Raw genomic sequence first — 15318 nt, 5'->3', positions numbered from 1 at the left:
GCGCGTGTTTTCCGGATCTGGTTCGCCGTATAAAGCCCATGAATTTGTTGTGACTTCATAGAAATTCCTTGGCTGTTCGATTGCCCTAGTATATGAAGAAATAGCGGTCTCGGCGAAGGTGGCGCGTTAGCGGCTGTCAGGTCGAGGCGCTGCAACTGACATCGATGGCGCAGCTCGAGCGCGCCTTGGCGCTGTTCATCCTGGTGGCATGGTGCATTGCCCGGTTGATGCGGCTGGGTCGTACATGTCCCGACCTCGACGCAGAACTGCTGTTCGAATCCGATGAGTGGCGCGCGGCATTCATTCTCAACAGGCAGAAGCCGCCCAGGACGTCACCGCGCCTGAATGAGGTTGTGCGGCTGGTCTCCATGCTCGGCGGCTTCCTGGCTCGCAAAGGCGACGGCGAACCCGGCGTCAAAACCATCTGGCAAGGCTTGCAGCGGGTGATGGATTTCGCCGCTGGTCTCAAGTACGCCCGCGAACTACACGAATGAGGTGTGTGTAATCAAATGCGTTTGACGTAGTTAGCCGAGTCTAGGGAGGTCTATTTTATAGTGTCAAGTTCGAGGTTAGGCGATCGTTGTGAGATTGCTGGTCATCGCGATGTCAGTGCCAGAAGTCGGCGTGTACTCAAACCACTCGGCCAAAAGGACTCCTTTCGTACCTGGCTGCACAATAGGATATGGTTGCCCAGTCGCCCCATGCGCATGCGCTATTGCACTGACCGTAACATGCTTGTCGTCGGGAATGGCAACGACCGTCTGGGCTTCTTGGCGACCGTCAATGCTGTCGAGATCCACGCCTTCATCGATCACAACCTGGGCGCCGACAACAAAACCCTTGCTTGAGTCCACTGCAATGACGACGGGGGAAGAGGTTGGCGCGAGCGAGTCGCTTGACACGGCGAATACGGCGTCTTCAATCTTGGCACCGCTTGCCGCGGGGTTCGCTGGCGGAATGCCTGGATAATTGCGATCATCGTACGCCGCGATCTCTTGGGCAATGCGAAGGTAGGGGTGCTGGGGGTCAATTGTCGCGTCCTCGAATCCGCCTTCCGCGAAACGTACCCAAGCCTCCTCCCAACCCTTGCGCACTGTCAGGACAACCCGTGCACTGCCTGCGCGCAGGAACGCCTGGCGATTCGCATCGGAATGTCGGATCCGGCGAATAAATTCCCAGCTTTGTGGTAGATCCCAGAAATACGAGTAAAGGAACGAGACGACGTTCTCCCACTCGATGGCCTGATTAATGAAACGGATCACGTCTTCGTGTTGACTGACGACCGTCCACGCCGTTTGATCCATACCCAGTGCATTTGCTGTGAAAGCGACCCCATGGGTTGGGTCCACTCCGCCAGACGCGAGAATCGCTTGTACCACGTCTGCTGGCATGTAGTTGAAGTCTGGGCCAAGCAAGAACCGTAAGACGCCCTTCATGATTTCGTCGCCTTCTTCCCGACGCAGTGTGAGGGTGTCTACGTTGTTCAGTTCGTCCTGCTTCCTTGAAATCTGTGCGGCGATCTCCTGTTGACCCGAATAAAACTGGGTCTGCGCTGCGTTGAGCAAGGCGTTCCATGCGTCACTCTTCCATTGCGCCAACGCCTGCGCTGTAGGCTCGATCGACACGGTTATCTGGACTGCGGCAACGTCGGCTCCCTGGAAGAGCATGACCACCGCCTGGTGTCCGGTCGTATGGAATAACAGCGGCTGACCATCGATACGGCTGAGCAGTTGTGAGGAGGGGATAGTGGTGTTCCCACCATGGTAGCTAAACGTGGCGCCGATCACGTCGAAGTTGATATCAACCTTCGCCGGACTCGACAACTCGGCATCGAGAACGACCTTGGTCACCCAATACCCTGGGGGGACATCAAACTCCAATGGAAAGTGGCTGATTGAACCGCTCCCCGACAGGCCCGGAACCGATGCAGCAACGACAATCGGAGATCCTTCGGGTGGCGGAGGCGGCACGCTCGCTTGGTACTGATCTGCAAGGTCCTGGACATTTCCTGCATCAACATCCGAGTGTTTCACCGGGAAAACAAAAAGACCAAGCTGGCTCTGGAGCGTGTCGATATCCGCGTACGTCTTTCGCAATGCGGCGCCGGGCTCGGGGATGACTACGTCGTAGGTGAGCCTAAGGCCATAGCGATAGAGACGAACGAGCCATTTGCGCATCAGGCTGAAGTAATCGATGCGAATCGGGTCGGTCGTGCTCTGATTCACCAGTTCTCGAGTTGTCGTTTCAGAAGTGCCAGTCACGGTGGATATCGAGATAGTGACCTTGTGTTCTTGCTTGCTTCGCGAGGACGCTTTTTGCGTCAGGGTGACCGCTTGCTTTCGCGAATCGGTTGCGGATTGCGAGTTCGAGTTCTGCATTCCGAAGGTGGTGGTACTCGATCCCGAGATGACGGGGATCCCGCCAGATACCGTGCCGGTAATGTTGAACTGATTCGCATGCTGGGCCTGAGAGGTCGTCGACTGAGTCAATTCGGTGTTGTCGGTTACACCGGTCTCACTAACGTTTTCGAGCGAGTCAGTTACGATCGACGTGAATTCCTTCTGCGTGACCGACCATTCCTTTTGAACAACAGAGGTTCTTTCACCTGGTGCCAGCGGAATCGTGCCGATCAACTCACCGCGTTCGAGTCCTGCAGGCATCATATCGAGACGCTCCAGGTTGAGCATGCCGATCGGCGTGACTGACGTATTGATACTCAGTCCTTGGTTGGCGACTGCCACAGTATTAAGCAGATGTTGCGCGAATGGCAGTTTATTCGCAGCTTCGTCGTGCTTCGCTCGCGGACGCGGTGCCTTTCCCGATGTCTCCACCGCTTGCGCACGAATCGTCTGCAGCACTTCGCCGAAGCGCTGGAGATCAGCTAAAGGCACTGCGGAAAAAGTCGCTCGATCCGGCAGCAACGACGGTAACGGTTGCCCCTCGAAATTTGAAAGCGTGTCCCACGGGAAATTTGGGCTCATTCCTGCCGCGCGCTGCCCGGCGGGGCGTTGGTCCGCCATCTTCAGTACCGACTGCCTTACGTTGTCGACCTCGCCGGGTTGAAGTCGCAACTGCCGAACGTATCCAAACTTCACGATTGATCGCCCGGAATCGGTCAAGTCGGCCTTCAGCGGAACGAGCGTGGCAGCTTGAATCGTACGGTTGGAATTCGCAAGTGTTGGGTCGCTAGTAGTGGTCGTAGTGTCAGGCATTCTCCCCTCCTTGCGAACATAAGCGACTACTCCCACCAAGTGCGCCCCGGGCAGGCGGTCAACTAGCAGGAATCATGGAGCCGTCAATGTGATTAGCGCCACTCGATAGGCGGCAACGCACTCTTGCGCTAACGGACTACCAGTGACGTTTCCCGATAAGGAGACATACAGGTCGATGTCTCTTATAGAACCTCTTAACTCTATGAGATTAAGCAAACAGTGCAAGTCGACTACCGTAGGAATGTTGACGACCGCACACAACGCACGGCTGTACGTAACCAACTGCACAGCTACCTGTGAGCGTGAGAGCCGAAGGAGTCGGGAAGTTGGCGACGGCCGAGTCGCAAATTTTGCTGGCGCGAATGGCGCGGCCGCTTGTTGAGGCGCCATTTTCGTGGCGAGTCAGTCGAGGAGGCGAAAGACGGCTACTGGCCGATTTCAGCGCATATCGCGCTGCACGTTATTGATCATCCAGTCACGTGCGATCCTTGTGCATATAGACGAGCGCTCCAGTGACGGGAAATGCCCACAGCCATCAAGCGATTCAAAACGGGCATGGGGAATGAGATCGGCGATCTGGAGCCCGACTTCGATGGGAACAAAACGGTCCGCGTTACCCCATATCAGCAATGTCGGAACATTGCTCGAAGCAAGCGTCGACCATCTGTCAGAGCGCGTCAGTGTTGCGTCTGACTGTCCGGCGAAAATCTCGGTGCCAGCATCGCGCGCCATTCGAACGAAGGTCGCCCGAGAATCGGAATCGTCGGAGGGGATGGCGTTGTCCGCGAATTCCGCAATCACGCGTTCATGGTCGCCGCTCCGAATCCTGATGGAGGTCGCCCGGACCGCTTCCGGGTTCGCATGAGCACCGGGTTGGCAGTTCATCAGCCAAAGCCCGCGCACTCGCTCGGGCGCCTTTGCAAGCACCTCCATCGCGATACATCCACCGTATGCTGTTCCCGCGAGGATAAAGTCACCACTTGTTGACGCCAGCAGCTTGTCCGCGCTTTCGGCGAAAGTTCTTTCCGCGAGCACATAGACCGAGGGTGAAACAAGATCGCTCACGCCTTCAATCTGGTCGGCATACATTCTTCCGTCACAGGGCATGGCCGGCAGGAAAATTATGGGCAGCGACATTGTGGTTCAACAATTGGTTGAGACGGAACAGTCTAACTTGGAGCGATGCTCTCATGGTCGGCGCGCGACCAATTGTCGACGATCTTCAGTAAAGGATCGAAGGGCCGAAACTGGCCGAACTCGGAAATCGACGTTGGTTGTCGGACGCCTCGGCGCACGTCAGCCTCGAACTTCTGTAGCCGACCCTTCTCCGACATACCGTTCTGCGGGCGGAATGGCCGCTAACCGTAGTTGAACCGTCAGATCGCGCCCGTGTACATCAAAGACCGCGGAGAAACTCAATCAATGCCGCGTTGACGAAATCCGGCGCCTCCTGTTGCAGCCAATGTCCTGCACGCGGAACGACCCGAGAAGCCGACAGCCTGGGCACGATCTGGGGCATGCCGTCGATAATTTCGTGCATGCCTGGCATTGCCAGACCTGTGTCTCGCTCGCCGACAAGGTACAGGGCGGGAACCTCGACGAGCAGGCCCTCCAAAGCCGATTGCACTTCCCAATTGCGATCGAGGTTGCGGTAGTAATTCAATCCACCGCGAAAGCCAGAAATGCTGAATGCTTGCACAAACTTGTCGAGGTCGGTGGGTTCGAGCCACGCGGGCAACACAGGTGGATCAATCAGAGAGTCAAGGAGTCCACCACTCCGCGGCACGAGTCCGAATGGATTGGGCGTATTTGCGTCGCGGGCTCCGACGTCGCCTGATGCGGAAAAATAGATCTTGCGCAATGTCGTGGCAACGTCACGCTCAAGTTCGGTTTCGGCCAACCCAGGTTCGGAAAAGTAATGCGTATAGAACCTCGTTTGGTCGGTCTGCGGAAAAAGCCGGCTCGGCGTCATCGGCGCGCGGCCCATCATTGGCACCCCGAGCGCAACGACAGCGCGAAAGCGGTCAGGCCGAAGCAACGCGGCCTGCCAGGCAATGGTTGCACCCCAATCGTTTCCTACAACAACTGCGTCGCGTTCTCCGAGAATGTCAACGAGCGCCACCAGGTCCCCGACAACGTCTAACGTCGTGTACTGTCCGATTGCCGTTGGGCATTCGCTTGATCCGTAGCCACGCAGATCCGGTGCTATTGCGCGGAAGCCGGCGCGCGCAAGTGCCGCCAGTTGATGGCGCCAAGCATGCGAGGTCTCAGGAAAGCCGTGACAAAGGAGCACCAACGGGCCGTCGCCCTGTTCAGCGACATGCAGGCGAATTCCGTTTGCTTCAATAAAGGTTTGACGGTATGCGGTCATGGTTGCTCTGGCAGAGAGGTATGCACACAAGGATCCCGAGATAGCGTAACATCAAAAGTTGCGCATTACCAAGCTTCCGAATATGCAACGCGATACCAGACTGGCTCGACTTCTGCACATCCTCATCCACATGCATCTTCGAGGAGGCGCGACCACCTCAGAGACGATTGCGCTGATGCTGCATACGAACCCCGTCTTTGTCCGCCGAACGATGGCTGCGCTACGCGAATCGGGGTATGTAAAGTCGACTGGTGGTCCAGGCGGAGGCTGGGCGCTCGCCTGTGACCTCAACGATCTTACGGTGAGAGATGTCTACCAGGCCATTGGACATACCGCGCCGTTTGTGATCGGCCTAGCCGACGACAATCACACATGTCCCGTGGAGGCGGCGGTAAATCGCCACATCAATGAGGCGTTGGGTTCAGCGGAAAATACGTTGCTTCAATTGCTTGGTGACAAGCGACTCTCCGAGATCGCGCACGACGTGACGTCGTCAAAGTCGCGCAAAACGAGTAGGTAATCTCGCGGAGCAACGGAATGGGTGGCAATGGAGGCAAGCATCAAGCACCTGGCCGATAGCGATTTGCGGCATGAACGTGCGTCAGCTTCCAGCCCGCAAGCGGCCGTCGGTTTGCGTGCCGTCAATGCCTCTTGTTGGCCGCTCCTTGCCCGACGCAGAAGACGGCAACTATTCCCATGAGCCTACGTCGGCGTCGTTTCCTTCGCCGCCTTGCTTTGCGTCCCGGCCGTAGCTGAATACGTCGATCTCACCATGCACACCGGGATTGAGATACAGATAAGCGTTGCCCCAGGGGTCGTCTGGCAAGCGCGCAAGATAGCCGCCTTCCTTCCAGACACGCGGTACCGGATCGGTGCTGGACTTTTCAATCAGCGCATGCAGGCCTTGTGCTTGGGTTGGATAGCGGCCGTTGTCGCGACGAAAGTTATTCAGGGCTTGCATGATTGTGGCAATGTCCTGTTTCGCAATGGTGTGCTTGGCCTCCTCTGGTCTTGTCATGATCTTTGAGACAATCAGCACGGTCAAAAGAACTAGAAGTGCAACCAGGAGGGTGATCTGGATTAGCGTGACCCCTCGTTGACGGCGGCCTTGCGGAGCAGCAACTTTCGTACGTCTTGTTTCCCTCGCTTGCATATTTTGATGAACCTGCTTAAGAGGATTGTTTGCGCGCGATACGAGCGCGCAGGCAGCTCGGAAAAGCACTGCCGCTCATTCTAAGACACCGGGGTAGCCGGGATGTTCGACGACGTCGCTCGAGTGCGCAGTTGGCTCACGCCTTGTTGAGGGCGACCCGGTTTGGATGCCTCGTATCCGTTGCATCGCCGGCATCTGAGCGACCGGATCGGAACTGGCGACGGCGGCTGTCCAGGCCGATCTGGTCGAACGAATTAAGCGGACACCGGCGACGTTATGACACATACAAAACGCTTACATCGAGATATATAGTTGATTTGTCAACTTGATGCGTGAATGGGGTCATTGTACAGCCCGCTGGTTCCCGCTATCGGTATTACCGCTGTCCTCTCTCGAGTCCGCCCGATCCTGGAGACACGCATGTTGGCAGCAGCTGCCCGGGCCCGGCTTACCCAACATTTGGGCCCTGTCATGCGTTCGCTCACCGCTCCTGTCGTACGACGAGCACTTTCTTCCTTGCCCCGTCCGTTCATCCTTGTTATTCGTGGAGTGCTGGATAGACGGAGAATGGCAGCTGTGACAACGGCGGTTGTCGGGACGCTGGCCATCGCCTTGCTGGCTGGTATCGCGTTTGGATTTGCGCGCGCCCAGATCATGCACGAAGAGTTTGCAAAGCTAAACGTGATCGCGGCTGAGGTCCTCGAGCGCAGTGAGCGCTCGAGTGCCCAGGTGCGCGCTGCAATTGCCGAGCTGCAGGCACACGATGCGGCTCCCTGCTCCCCAGAGAAGCTGGCGTTGATGGCAGAGCTCAACCTGAAGTACGGGCAACTGCAAGGAGTGGGGTACGTCGCGAACAACCGCCTTATGTGTTCTTCCTATGGACGCCATGGTGACGGCATCCTGTTGCCCGCCGCGACCTCTCAGCACACCGCGAGAGGCCCGCTCCAATTGCGCAAGGCCAATCTTTCTCTCGCCAGCAGTGTCGGATCACAACCTGTGATCATGGTCACGTCCGTCGTAAACGGATACTCGGCCATCGTTTCCCCCACCTTGCCGATCGATGTCGATACAAAGGACCCCAATGTAGCGCTCGGCACGGTCCTCTACAGTTCCAACAAAGTCAGAATGTCTCGCGGAGCGTTCAATCCGGACTGGCGTGCCATGCTGGGTGACGGCCAGCATGCAGAATTTATCGAACACGACAGGTTTGTTTCGCTCTGGCGTTCGCAAAAGTACGACTACTTCGCATTTGCCTCGATTCCTGCGGATGTAGCGAACGCGCGTATTCACCAGGCCGGCGTACTGCTCATGTCGTGCGCAGCTTGCGCGATGGTAGTGCTGATGTTCCTGACGGGCCGGTCGGCGCGCAAGGCGCTGCCGCTCTCTGAAGCGATCCGCGAGGGGCTCGGAAGAAAGGAATTCTATCTGGTCTATCAACCGCTGGTCGATCTGAAAACCGGCCGGTGGGTGGGCGCGGAGGCCTTGCTGCGCTGGCGCCGGAGCACCGGGGAGCACGTTCGACCGGATATTTTCATCCCGGTCGCTGAAGACTGCCACCTTATCGATGAAATTACCGACCATGTGTTCGAGCTGGCCGCTACGGATCTGGCTGGCCTCTTCATGAAATACCCCGATTTTCACGTTTCCATCAATCTGTCGGCGTCCGAAATGCAGTCCCCTGACCTCGTGCCACGCCTGAAGAATTTCATTGCACGCGTAACAGGAGCAAGGACACAAAACTTCGTGTTCGAGGCCACGGAGCGCAGCCTGATCAAGCCTGACCAGGCAAGGCCGATTCTGGCGGAAATACGGGAGATGGGTTCGTCTGTCGCCATCGACGACTTTGGTACGGGGTACTCGAGTCTCTCCTATCTGCAGACGCTGAGCACGGACTACCTGAAGATTGACAAGTCGTTTGTTGACGCAATCGACACCGCGTCCGTCAAGAATCATGTCGTTGCGCACATCATTGGACTTGCCAAGGATCTACGTCTTCGGCTCGTTGCAGAAGGCGTGGAGACCGCAGAACAGGCCACATACCTCAGAGACCGGGGAGTTGAGTACGCCCAGGGCTGGCACTTTGCCAAGGCCATGGCGATCGACGAACTGGCAAATTCGCTCAACCAGCAGGCGGCATTTGTCGATACAACGAGACCTCCCGCAAACTAAAAGCTGCCGGCGCATGGCCGACCGCCGCCCAACGCCGCAGACTTGCGCCGGTGCCCGTCCGGGCCGAGCGTCGATATCCGCGCATGCGGTTCGTCCTCTAGAGTGACAGTGGGAACGGGAACTTCACCGGAAGAAGGGGCTCTGTGTCCGCCTCGCGTTCTATCCCTTTCTTGAAATATACACGGTCGTTATCGTCCAGTGCCAACACCGGTGCCGACAGGAACGCCGTTCCAGAAAAGCCGGCGACGTGCAGGTTTTTGAAGGCCCCGCGAGTAACTGTGAGCATGTAAGCAATGTATTTCAGCCCTCCGAAGCCCGCAAGGTATTCTTCTGGAGGCTCGCCATACTTCGCGATGTAATCGGGAGGAATATAAATCTGGTCAATGTCCGTGGGTGGGCGATCCATAAACGAAACCCGATGCAACAGGGAGTTGATCGTGACCAGTTCAGATAGACCACCGACTAGCGACGCACCGATTGCTGGCTCCAGCCGATACAGGGAAACCTCTTCCAGCTTCGGTGGCGGCGACAGCGCCGTTCCGTCCGCGCGCAGCACGCTGAAGTAAACGTAGCCCTCGATGATGCCTTCATTGTGCATATTGAAGAAGCTGTTATCGGTGGTTGAAAAGGTCGCGTTCACGGTGAGCGGGCCGCTTGCGATGACCTCTTTGGGCCTGCCAGGAAGTGACGGAGTAGGGATATCGGTCATCGTTCATGCTGGGTTTGAGTCCGGCCACGGCGCGGCGCTACCAGAGTATTTTCGCGATGGGCGGTGCAGATGCGCTGATGGGGCTGGGCGACGTCGGGCGCCGGCCGCGCCTAACCACCGATAGGCTCGCGCGGGTGATCGGCGCAATCAGGCAGTCACCGCACAGGGTGGGCCTCGCGGCAGAGCGCTGGACGAATCCGCTGGTTCAGCGCTACATCGAGCGGGAATTCCAGATTTCCTACTCCTACTCTCACATCAATCGCCTGATCCGCGACCACGGTCTTCAACACTGGATACGCCAGGCTTGAGTCGCAACGTAGCTCGCCCGGTTTACACGGCTCCCGATCATCGACCGTCAGCCAAAACCGGATCGCGTGCGCAGCTCGTCGGTCGCGTTGCCGGACCATTGCAGCCATTCCAACGACGGCATTCCGTGCCCTCATAGCGACCGGTGGTGGCCGGCTAGCGTCCGACGACCGGGCGCGGCAGTCGTCTCGGGCGGGCGCTCGACGCAAAAGGCATAAACCGACCCTTGGCCGCCGCCCGGTCCATAAGGATGGCGAGGACCGTTCTCACTACTTCATCGGCCACTCACCCAAGGGAACGTGTGCTACTCGCCGGCGAAATCCGTCGCTTCCCAGATGCGTCTCCGCCCGACAGGCCACCATCTTGTACGCAAGCGATGGTTCGACGCATTGAACGCACGAGCGTTAGTTGTTTGCCATACTTCCGTACGAATGTCGTTACTGTCCGCTGGTTGTTCCCGTTACGTGTTCAAAGGCCGCAAGCAGCGCTTCCGTGCATGGTGTTCAACTCAAATGGGGGCGGATATGGCTTCCGGAAAAAACAGCGGCGTCAACCGAACAAGCCCAACGTATTCCTGCTTCTGTAACAAGGCGCTTGCCCAGTATGCGAATGGCCGCATCGGCGCCGACCTCGCGCGACGCGGATTCCTGATCGGCATGGGGGCGACCATGCTAAGTGCCGTGCTCCCGGAACTCGTTCGGGCGCAGGGTGCGAGTCCTGCCGCCGCTGCACCGCAGCCCGTCACGTTTACAAATTTCCGACTGTTCGACGGCAAGTCTGCCGGCCTGCGCGATGGGATGTTTCTCGTCGTCGAAGGAAGCCGCATCTCACAGCTGGGGCAAGGCCAGCCACCCGCTGCCAGCGCGAACCGCACAATCGATTGTGGCGGCAAGGTGATCATGCCAGGGTTGATCGAGATGCACTGGCACGCCATGCTCGCCTCGCTTCCGATCCAGACGATCTTGCAGGCCGACCTGGGCCTGGTGTATCTGGCTGCGAGTGCGGAAGCCCAGCGTACGTTGCTGCGTGGTTTCACGACGATACGCGATGTGGGCGGCCCGGCATTCGCGCTGAAACAGGCTATCGACGCAGGGATGATTCCTGGCCCGCGTATTTATCCTTCCGGCGCGATGATCACGACGACAGGTGGTCATGGCGATTTTCGCCCGCTCACGGACATCCCGCGTACGACGGGCGAAGTCAGTGCGCAGGAAAGGACCGGCGCGAATGCGATCGCCGATTCGGCGGACGAGGTGCGGTTACGCGCGCGCGAGCAGTTCCTGCAGGGCGCAACGCAGATCAAGATCGTGGGAGCCGGCGGCGTATCCACGCCGCGCAGCCCACTCGACATGCTGACCTTCACCGAGCAGCAACTACGAGCAGCCGTCGAAACCGCGGGCGATTGGGGGACCTATGTGGCCGTTCATGCGTACACGTCAGAAGCCGTGAAGCGAGCGGTGGCAGCAGGCGCGCAATGTATCGAACATGGTCATCTGATGGACGATCATGCAGCCGAGATCATGGCGAAGAACGGGACATGGTTAAGTACCCAGCCATTCGTGAACGAAGACGACGTCGGGCCGCTAGCGGGACCGATCCTCGACAAGTTCCGGGAAGTCATCGTGGGGACCAACAACATGTACAAACTCGCACGCAAGCACGGACTCAAGGTGGCGTTCGGGACCGACCTGATCTTCTCGCCGGCGGTGGCGGCACGCCAGGGTTTGATGATTGGCAATATGACGCGCTGGTACAACGGCTCCGAAATTTTGCGGATGGTGACAGGGGGCAACGGGGAGTTGCTTGAGCTCTCAGGAAAGCGTAACCCCTATCCCGCTAGGCTGGGTGTGCTGGAGCAGGGTGCATGGGCCGATTTGCTGGTCGTCGGTGGCAACCCGCTCGACAATGTGGGACTGCTCGCCGATCCCGACAAGAACCTGAAACTGATCATGAAAGATGGGCGCATCTACAAGGATGCCATGCAGACCTAGACCTCCTCTACAGGTTGTTGACCAGGTGACGGCGAATCATGCAGGCGGCTGGCTGGAGCGGCGCAACGTGAAGTCCGTTACACGTCGAGATTGAACAGGCGCTACTGGCAGCGGACGAACTGCAAAAAGTCCGCTGTCTGACTTGAGCTGACGTTTGAATGTCAATCAAAGCCTCCTGGTGAGCGGCCGCAGTTGGCCGACCATCGCCCCACGCCCGAGCGAGGACATCCCTCGGGCGTGGCTCGCATCCCGAAGGCATGGCCGGACCTTACCCACGACACCGTTGCATCGAGAGGGTTGCTATTACCGTCTCTTGGGGTTCCACGCTTTGTGCACGAACTCAAGACGGTTGCCGTCAAAGTCAGCGACGTTGGCGGCGTAGTAGCCGGGGGCGAAGTAGGTACGATCTGCTGGTTTGCCGTCGTCGATGCCGCCGGCTTTGATTGCTGCTGCGTAGGCGGCGTCGACCAGTTCATTCGTGTCGCAGACGATCCCGAGGTACAGCCCGGTCTCGCCGGGCTTGCGTTGACGTAGCCAGATGCTCGATCCAACCGCCTTTCCCTTGCCGTACACATCGTCACCAATCCCGTAAAGATCAGGGACGCCCTCGGGGCCCGAAGCGGAGTCGTAGTTGCCGAATACGCTCCATCCGAGTGGCTTCAAGGTTTCAGAGTAGAAGAACAGTGACTTTTTGATGTCGGTGACTGAGATGTAAACGTGGTCAATCATTTGGCCGCCTTTGACGAGGATGGGTTGGGCTGTTCAGAACTATATTGTGCTATTGCGGCGCATGTGGCAGAGGACTGAGCGTAGCTGAGCAAAGTACGGTGCCGGTCGGCAGGCGAAGGAGACTAGAGCAACATCGACGCTCGACGAGCCGCCGTCAGCCGGGATTCGCAGCACAGGGCTCCACGCCGATGGCCGATCAGCGTCACGCTTTCCATGATGATTCCTGCTCGAGATGTGAAGACCCCTACAGCGTATCCGCTCGTAGGGTGGAGGGGACCATCACATTACTGACCCACCCGCCGAAGTAAACCTGACCCACCTGGGAGAGGATGGCGGCTTTTTGCCGCCGATGCTGACTCAGGAGCAAGCAGTGGAAATCAAGGTATTGGCAAGACGGGGAACGGCGGTGCGTGAGATAGCGCGGCAAACGGGCTTGTCGCGCAACACGGTGCGCCGCTATCTGCGCGATGAGCAGGCGGCCCGTTACAAGCAACGTGAGCCCGCCGCTAAGTGGCGAGATCGAACCGGATTCGACGATCATGCGCTCATCCAGACTGATCTCGATCGCGAAGTCGTCGGTTTCGGAGCGACGTAAGACAGGAGTGCTGCCTGATCAGACGTCATGCAGGTGCCATGTGCACTCCAGGGATTGTTAGGTACGTTTCCCAACCACAGGGTATCCGCGCAGCGAGCGCAGAATCTCTGAAGCGCCACCGGAATCGAGTTTTTGGCTGATTTTTTTTCCATGCGACCTAAGCTGAGAAAACTGAGCGAGGGTCGAGTCCATGCATATCAGACGAGTCGCGACCTGCGTGCTTCTGCTTGCTGCGGCAGTGGGCGGTCGGTCCAGTGGCCCGCACCAAACGCATGGGAATGTCTGTTGATGGGCGAACCCGGAAGTAGGAGGCTGAACATCCGAGTTTCGGAGGCGCCGCGACCTTGAACTTCCGAGGACGATCCGTCGCGGCCCGTTTGGGGAGGAAAAGACGATGCAATGGTTTGATACGGTAAGGTCCGCCTTGCTGGCGTTGCCGTCCCTGGCAAAGCTCGCGATATTAACGGCAGTTGTTGTCGGCGCTCCCACGCTTGCACGGCGTCTCAGAATTCCAGAACTCATTGTGCTGCTCATTTTCGGGGTCCTTCTAGGACCTTACGGGTTTGATGTCTTCGCGCGGAACCATCCGGTTGCGCAGTTCTTCGCGGACGTCGGGGTGCTGATGCTGATGTTCACGGCCGGGCTTGAAATCGACATCGATCTGTTTCGGCGAACACGGACTCGGTCGATCGCATTCGGAATAGTTACTACCATGGTGCCGCAAGTGATCGGCACCGCATTGGGTCTGGCGTTCGGCTATCCAATTATTCCTGCTATCGTCATCGGCTCGCTGCTCGCATCGCACACGTTGATCAGCTTGCCGATCGTCACGCGCCTGGGCGCCGTGGGGCTGGAACCGGTCGTCGTCACGATCGGCGCCACTCTCGTATCGGACATGCTGTCCCTAATCGTGTTTGCGATTTGCGTGTCAATCTACACGACCGGCTTCTCGCCATCTGGCCTCGCCGTGCAAATTGCTGAGGTCGCCATTTTCGTGCCACTGATCCTGTTCGGCGGCAGCCGTGTGGGCGCTTGGGCCCTGAGCAAGCTGCGCGACAACGAGCAAGGCTATTTCATCACAATGCTTGGCATCATGGCGGTGGCTGGCATGCTCTCAAATCTGATCCAACTGCCAGGCATTGTCGGCGCCTTTCTGGCCGGATTGTCAGTCAATGCCGCGGTCGGCAAACACGCCGCGAAGGAGAAGCTGGAATTCGTTGGCAAGACCCTGTTCATCCCAGTCTTCTTCATTGTTACCGGCTTCCTGATCGCACCCATCGCATTCGAGCACGCTGTCTGGACGCACTTTTGGCTGGTTGCAGGCCTCATCGGTTCCCTGATCTTCGGAAAGGGAATTGCTGCGTTTCTCGCGGGGCGTGCATTTGGCTACTCACGTCAGGCGAAGCTGGAGATGGTGGCGCTGACGTTACCGCAGGTCGCGGCCACACTTGCGGCCTCGTTGGTCGGTTATAAAACGTTCAATGCAGCCGGAATACGGTTGCTGGACGCGAAGATGCTAAACGCAGTGCTGGTGTTACTGGTTGTGACTTCGATCCTTGGACCGCTCCTGACGGAGCGGTTTACCCCCAGACTGGTCAAGGATGAAGCGCCAACAAAGGCCCCGGACGGGGCAACGCCTGAGCCAGAGTGATTGAAAGAGGCTACTAAGGGGACCGTCACGGCGGCGCAAATTCGTGCGATCAGCCGTAGTCTGTCGGTTTTCCGAGCCCGATGACCGTTTGCGGATGCGGAGCCGACGTCTGAGTGTCCGACCGACGCTAACGGCGAATGACGCTTCGTGGCCGAACCCGGAAGTAGGGGGCGACGATCCGAGTATCGGAGACGCCATGACTTTGAACTTCCGTAGACGACCCAAAGCGGTCTCACGGGACATTTTCCGGAGAACGGCGGCTGTCAGTGATTCAACGGTCATTGGCCACAAGGACAAACCGACGAATTTCTGGTCTAAAGAAAGCCCGCACGCGCTGTGATCTCTGCGATGCTGATCGCAGCGCCGCCGGCGCCGCGGACAGATGCGTCGGCGTGATCCATGATGCGCTGCCGTACGGTCCATTAGCGGTTC

At 58.2% G+C, this 15318-nt stretch carries 11 protein-coding genes and 2 pseudogenes; 7 read left to right on the top strand and 6 right to left on the bottom strand.

Annotated features, from left to right (window positions below; translation table 11 throughout):
* Window positions 1–110 precede the first annotated feature (110 nt).
* Window positions 111–494: pseudogene (locus L0U83_RS39515) on the top strand (IS4 family transposase); the annotation flags it as partial.
* 75 nt (window positions 495–569) lie between these two features.
* Here the strand turns inward: L0U83_RS39515 and L0U83_RS39510 are convergent.
* The 3 genes from L0U83_RS39510 to L0U83_RS39500 form a co-directional block, all read right to left on the bottom strand.
* Window positions 570–3212, bottom strand: coding sequence for a hypothetical protein (locus L0U83_RS39510; RefSeq protein ID WP_233890040.1), 2643 nt, complete (start codon window positions 3210–3212; stop codon window positions 570–572).
* 438 nt (window positions 3213–3650) lie between these two features.
* On the bottom strand, window positions 3651–4349 hold the full coding sequence (locus L0U83_RS39505) for an alpha/beta fold hydrolase (protein ID WP_233890039.1): 699 nt from the start codon (window positions 4347–4349) through the stop codon (window positions 3651–3653).
* A gap of 259 nt (window positions 4350–4608) precedes the next feature.
* Window positions 4609–5583, bottom strand: a complete 975-nt coding sequence (locus tag L0U83_RS39500; protein WP_233888793.1) for an alpha/beta fold hydrolase — start codon at window positions 5581–5583, stop codon at window positions 4609–4611.
* Window positions 5584–5665: 82 nt separating this feature from the next.
* On the opposite strand from L0U83_RS39500, the gene L0U83_RS39495 reads away from it, so the two are divergent.
* Entirely contained in the window at window positions 5666–6103 is a 438-nt protein-coding gene (locus L0U83_RS39495; RefSeq protein WP_233888792.1) for an Rrf2 family transcriptional regulator, read from the top strand.
* Between the two features lie 168 nt (window positions 6104–6271).
* On the opposite strand, the gene gspG is transcribed toward L0U83_RS39495, so the two are convergent.
* Window positions 6272–6736, bottom strand: coding sequence for a type II secretion system major pseudopilin GspG (gspG, locus tag L0U83_RS39490; protein WP_233890211.1), 465 nt, complete (start codon window positions 6734–6736; stop codon window positions 6272–6274).
* 567 nt (window positions 6737–7303) lie between these two features.
* Here gspG and L0U83_RS39485 point away from each other — a divergent pair.
* Window positions 7304–8905, top strand: a complete 1602-nt coding sequence (locus L0U83_RS39485; protein ID WP_233890038.1) for an EAL domain-containing protein — start codon at window positions 7304–7306, stop codon at window positions 8903–8905.
* 97 nt (window positions 8906–9002) lie between these two features.
* On the opposite strand, the gene L0U83_RS39480 is transcribed toward L0U83_RS39485, so the two are convergent.
* Complete coding sequence (locus L0U83_RS39480; RefSeq protein WP_233890037.1) at window positions 9003–9614, bottom strand: hypothetical protein; 612 nt, start codon at window positions 9612–9614, stop codon at window positions 9003–9005.
* A 5-nt stretch (window positions 9615–9619) separates the two neighbouring features.
* Here L0U83_RS39480 and L0U83_RS39475 point away from each other — a divergent pair, with 5 nt between their 5' ends.
* Together L0U83_RS39475 and L0U83_RS39470 are read left to right on the top strand one after the other, a co-directional pair.
* On the top strand, window positions 9620–9922 hold the full coding sequence (locus tag L0U83_RS39475; protein ID WP_233890036.1) for a helix-turn-helix domain-containing protein: 303 nt from the start codon (window positions 9620–9622) through the stop codon (window positions 9920–9922).
* Between the two features lie 462 nt (window positions 9923–10384).
* The gene (locus L0U83_RS39470) at window positions 10385–11911 is read left to right on the top strand and encodes a metal-dependent hydrolase family protein (protein WP_233890035.1); all 1527 of its coding nucleotides are present in this window, start codon (window positions 10385–10387) and stop codon (window positions 11909–11911) included.
* Between the two features lie 303 nt (window positions 11912–12214).
* Here L0U83_RS39470 and L0U83_RS39465 read toward each other — a convergent pair whose 3' ends face one another.
* The gene (locus L0U83_RS39465) at window positions 12215–12640 is read right to left on the bottom strand and encodes a VOC family protein (RefSeq protein ID WP_233890034.1); all 426 of its coding nucleotides are present in this window, start codon (window positions 12638–12640) and stop codon (window positions 12215–12217) included.
* Window positions 12641–12989: 349 nt separating this feature from the next.
* On the opposite strand from L0U83_RS39465, the pseudogene L0U83_RS39460 reads away from it, so the two are divergent.
* Together L0U83_RS39460 and L0U83_RS39455 are read left to right on the top strand one after the other, a co-directional pair.
* Window positions 12990–13142 (top strand): annotated as a pseudogene (locus L0U83_RS39460) (helix-turn-helix domain-containing protein); the annotation flags it as partial.
* A 487-nt stretch (window positions 13143–13629) separates the two neighbouring features.
* Entirely contained in the window at window positions 13630–14886 is a 1257-nt protein-coding gene (locus tag L0U83_RS39455; protein ID WP_233890033.1) for a cation:proton antiporter, read from the top strand.
* The last annotated feature ends 432 nt before the right edge of the window (window positions 14887–15318 follow it).

Source organism: Paraburkholderia flagellata (genome assembly GCF_021390645.1).
Lineage (GTDB): Bacteria > Pseudomonadota > Gammaproteobacteria > Burkholderiales > Burkholderiaceae > Paraburkholderia > Paraburkholderia flagellata.
This window is presented reverse-complemented; position numbering and strand designations above follow the sequence as displayed.

Bases quoted from the DNA above. Each gene is read 5' to 3' on its own strand.
- L0U83_RS39480 (WP_233890037.1), bottom strand. From the start codon at position 9,614: ATGACCGATATCCCTACTCCGTCACTTCCTGGCAGGCCCAAAGAGGTC.
- L0U83_RS39485 (WP_233890038.1), top strand. From the start codon at position 7,304: ATGGCAGCTGTGACAACGGCGGTTGTCGGGACGCTGGCCATCGCCTTG.
- L0U83_RS39505 (WP_233890039.1), bottom strand. From the start codon at position 4,349: ATGTCGCTGCCCATAATTTTCCTGCCGGCCATGCCCTGTGACGGAAGA.
- L0U83_RS39495 (WP_233888792.1), top strand. From the start codon at position 5,666: ATGCAACGCGATACCAGACTGGCTCGACTTCTGCACATCCTCATCCAC.
- L0U83_RS39465 (WP_233890034.1), bottom strand. From the start codon at position 12,640: ATGATTGACCACGTTTACATCTCAGTCACCGACATCAAAAAGTCACTG.
- L0U83_RS39455 (WP_233890033.1), top strand. From the start codon at position 13,630: ATGCAATGGTTTGATACGGTAAGGTCCGCCTTGCTGGCGTTGCCGTCC.
- L0U83_RS39510 (WP_233890040.1), bottom strand. From the start codon at position 3,212: ATGCCTGACACTACGACCACTACTAGCGACCCAACACTTGCGAATTCC.
- L0U83_RS39475 (WP_233890036.1), top strand. From the start codon at position 9,620: ATGCTGGGTTTGAGTCCGGCCACGGCGCGGCGCTACCAGAGTATTTTC.
- L0U83_RS39500 (WP_233888793.1), bottom strand. From the start codon at position 5,583: ATGACCGCATACCGTCAAACCTTTATTGAAGCAAACGGAATTCGCCTG.
- gspG (WP_233890211.1), bottom strand. From the start codon at position 6,736: ATGCAAGCGAGGGAAACAAGACGTACGAAAGTTGCTGCTCCGCAAGGC.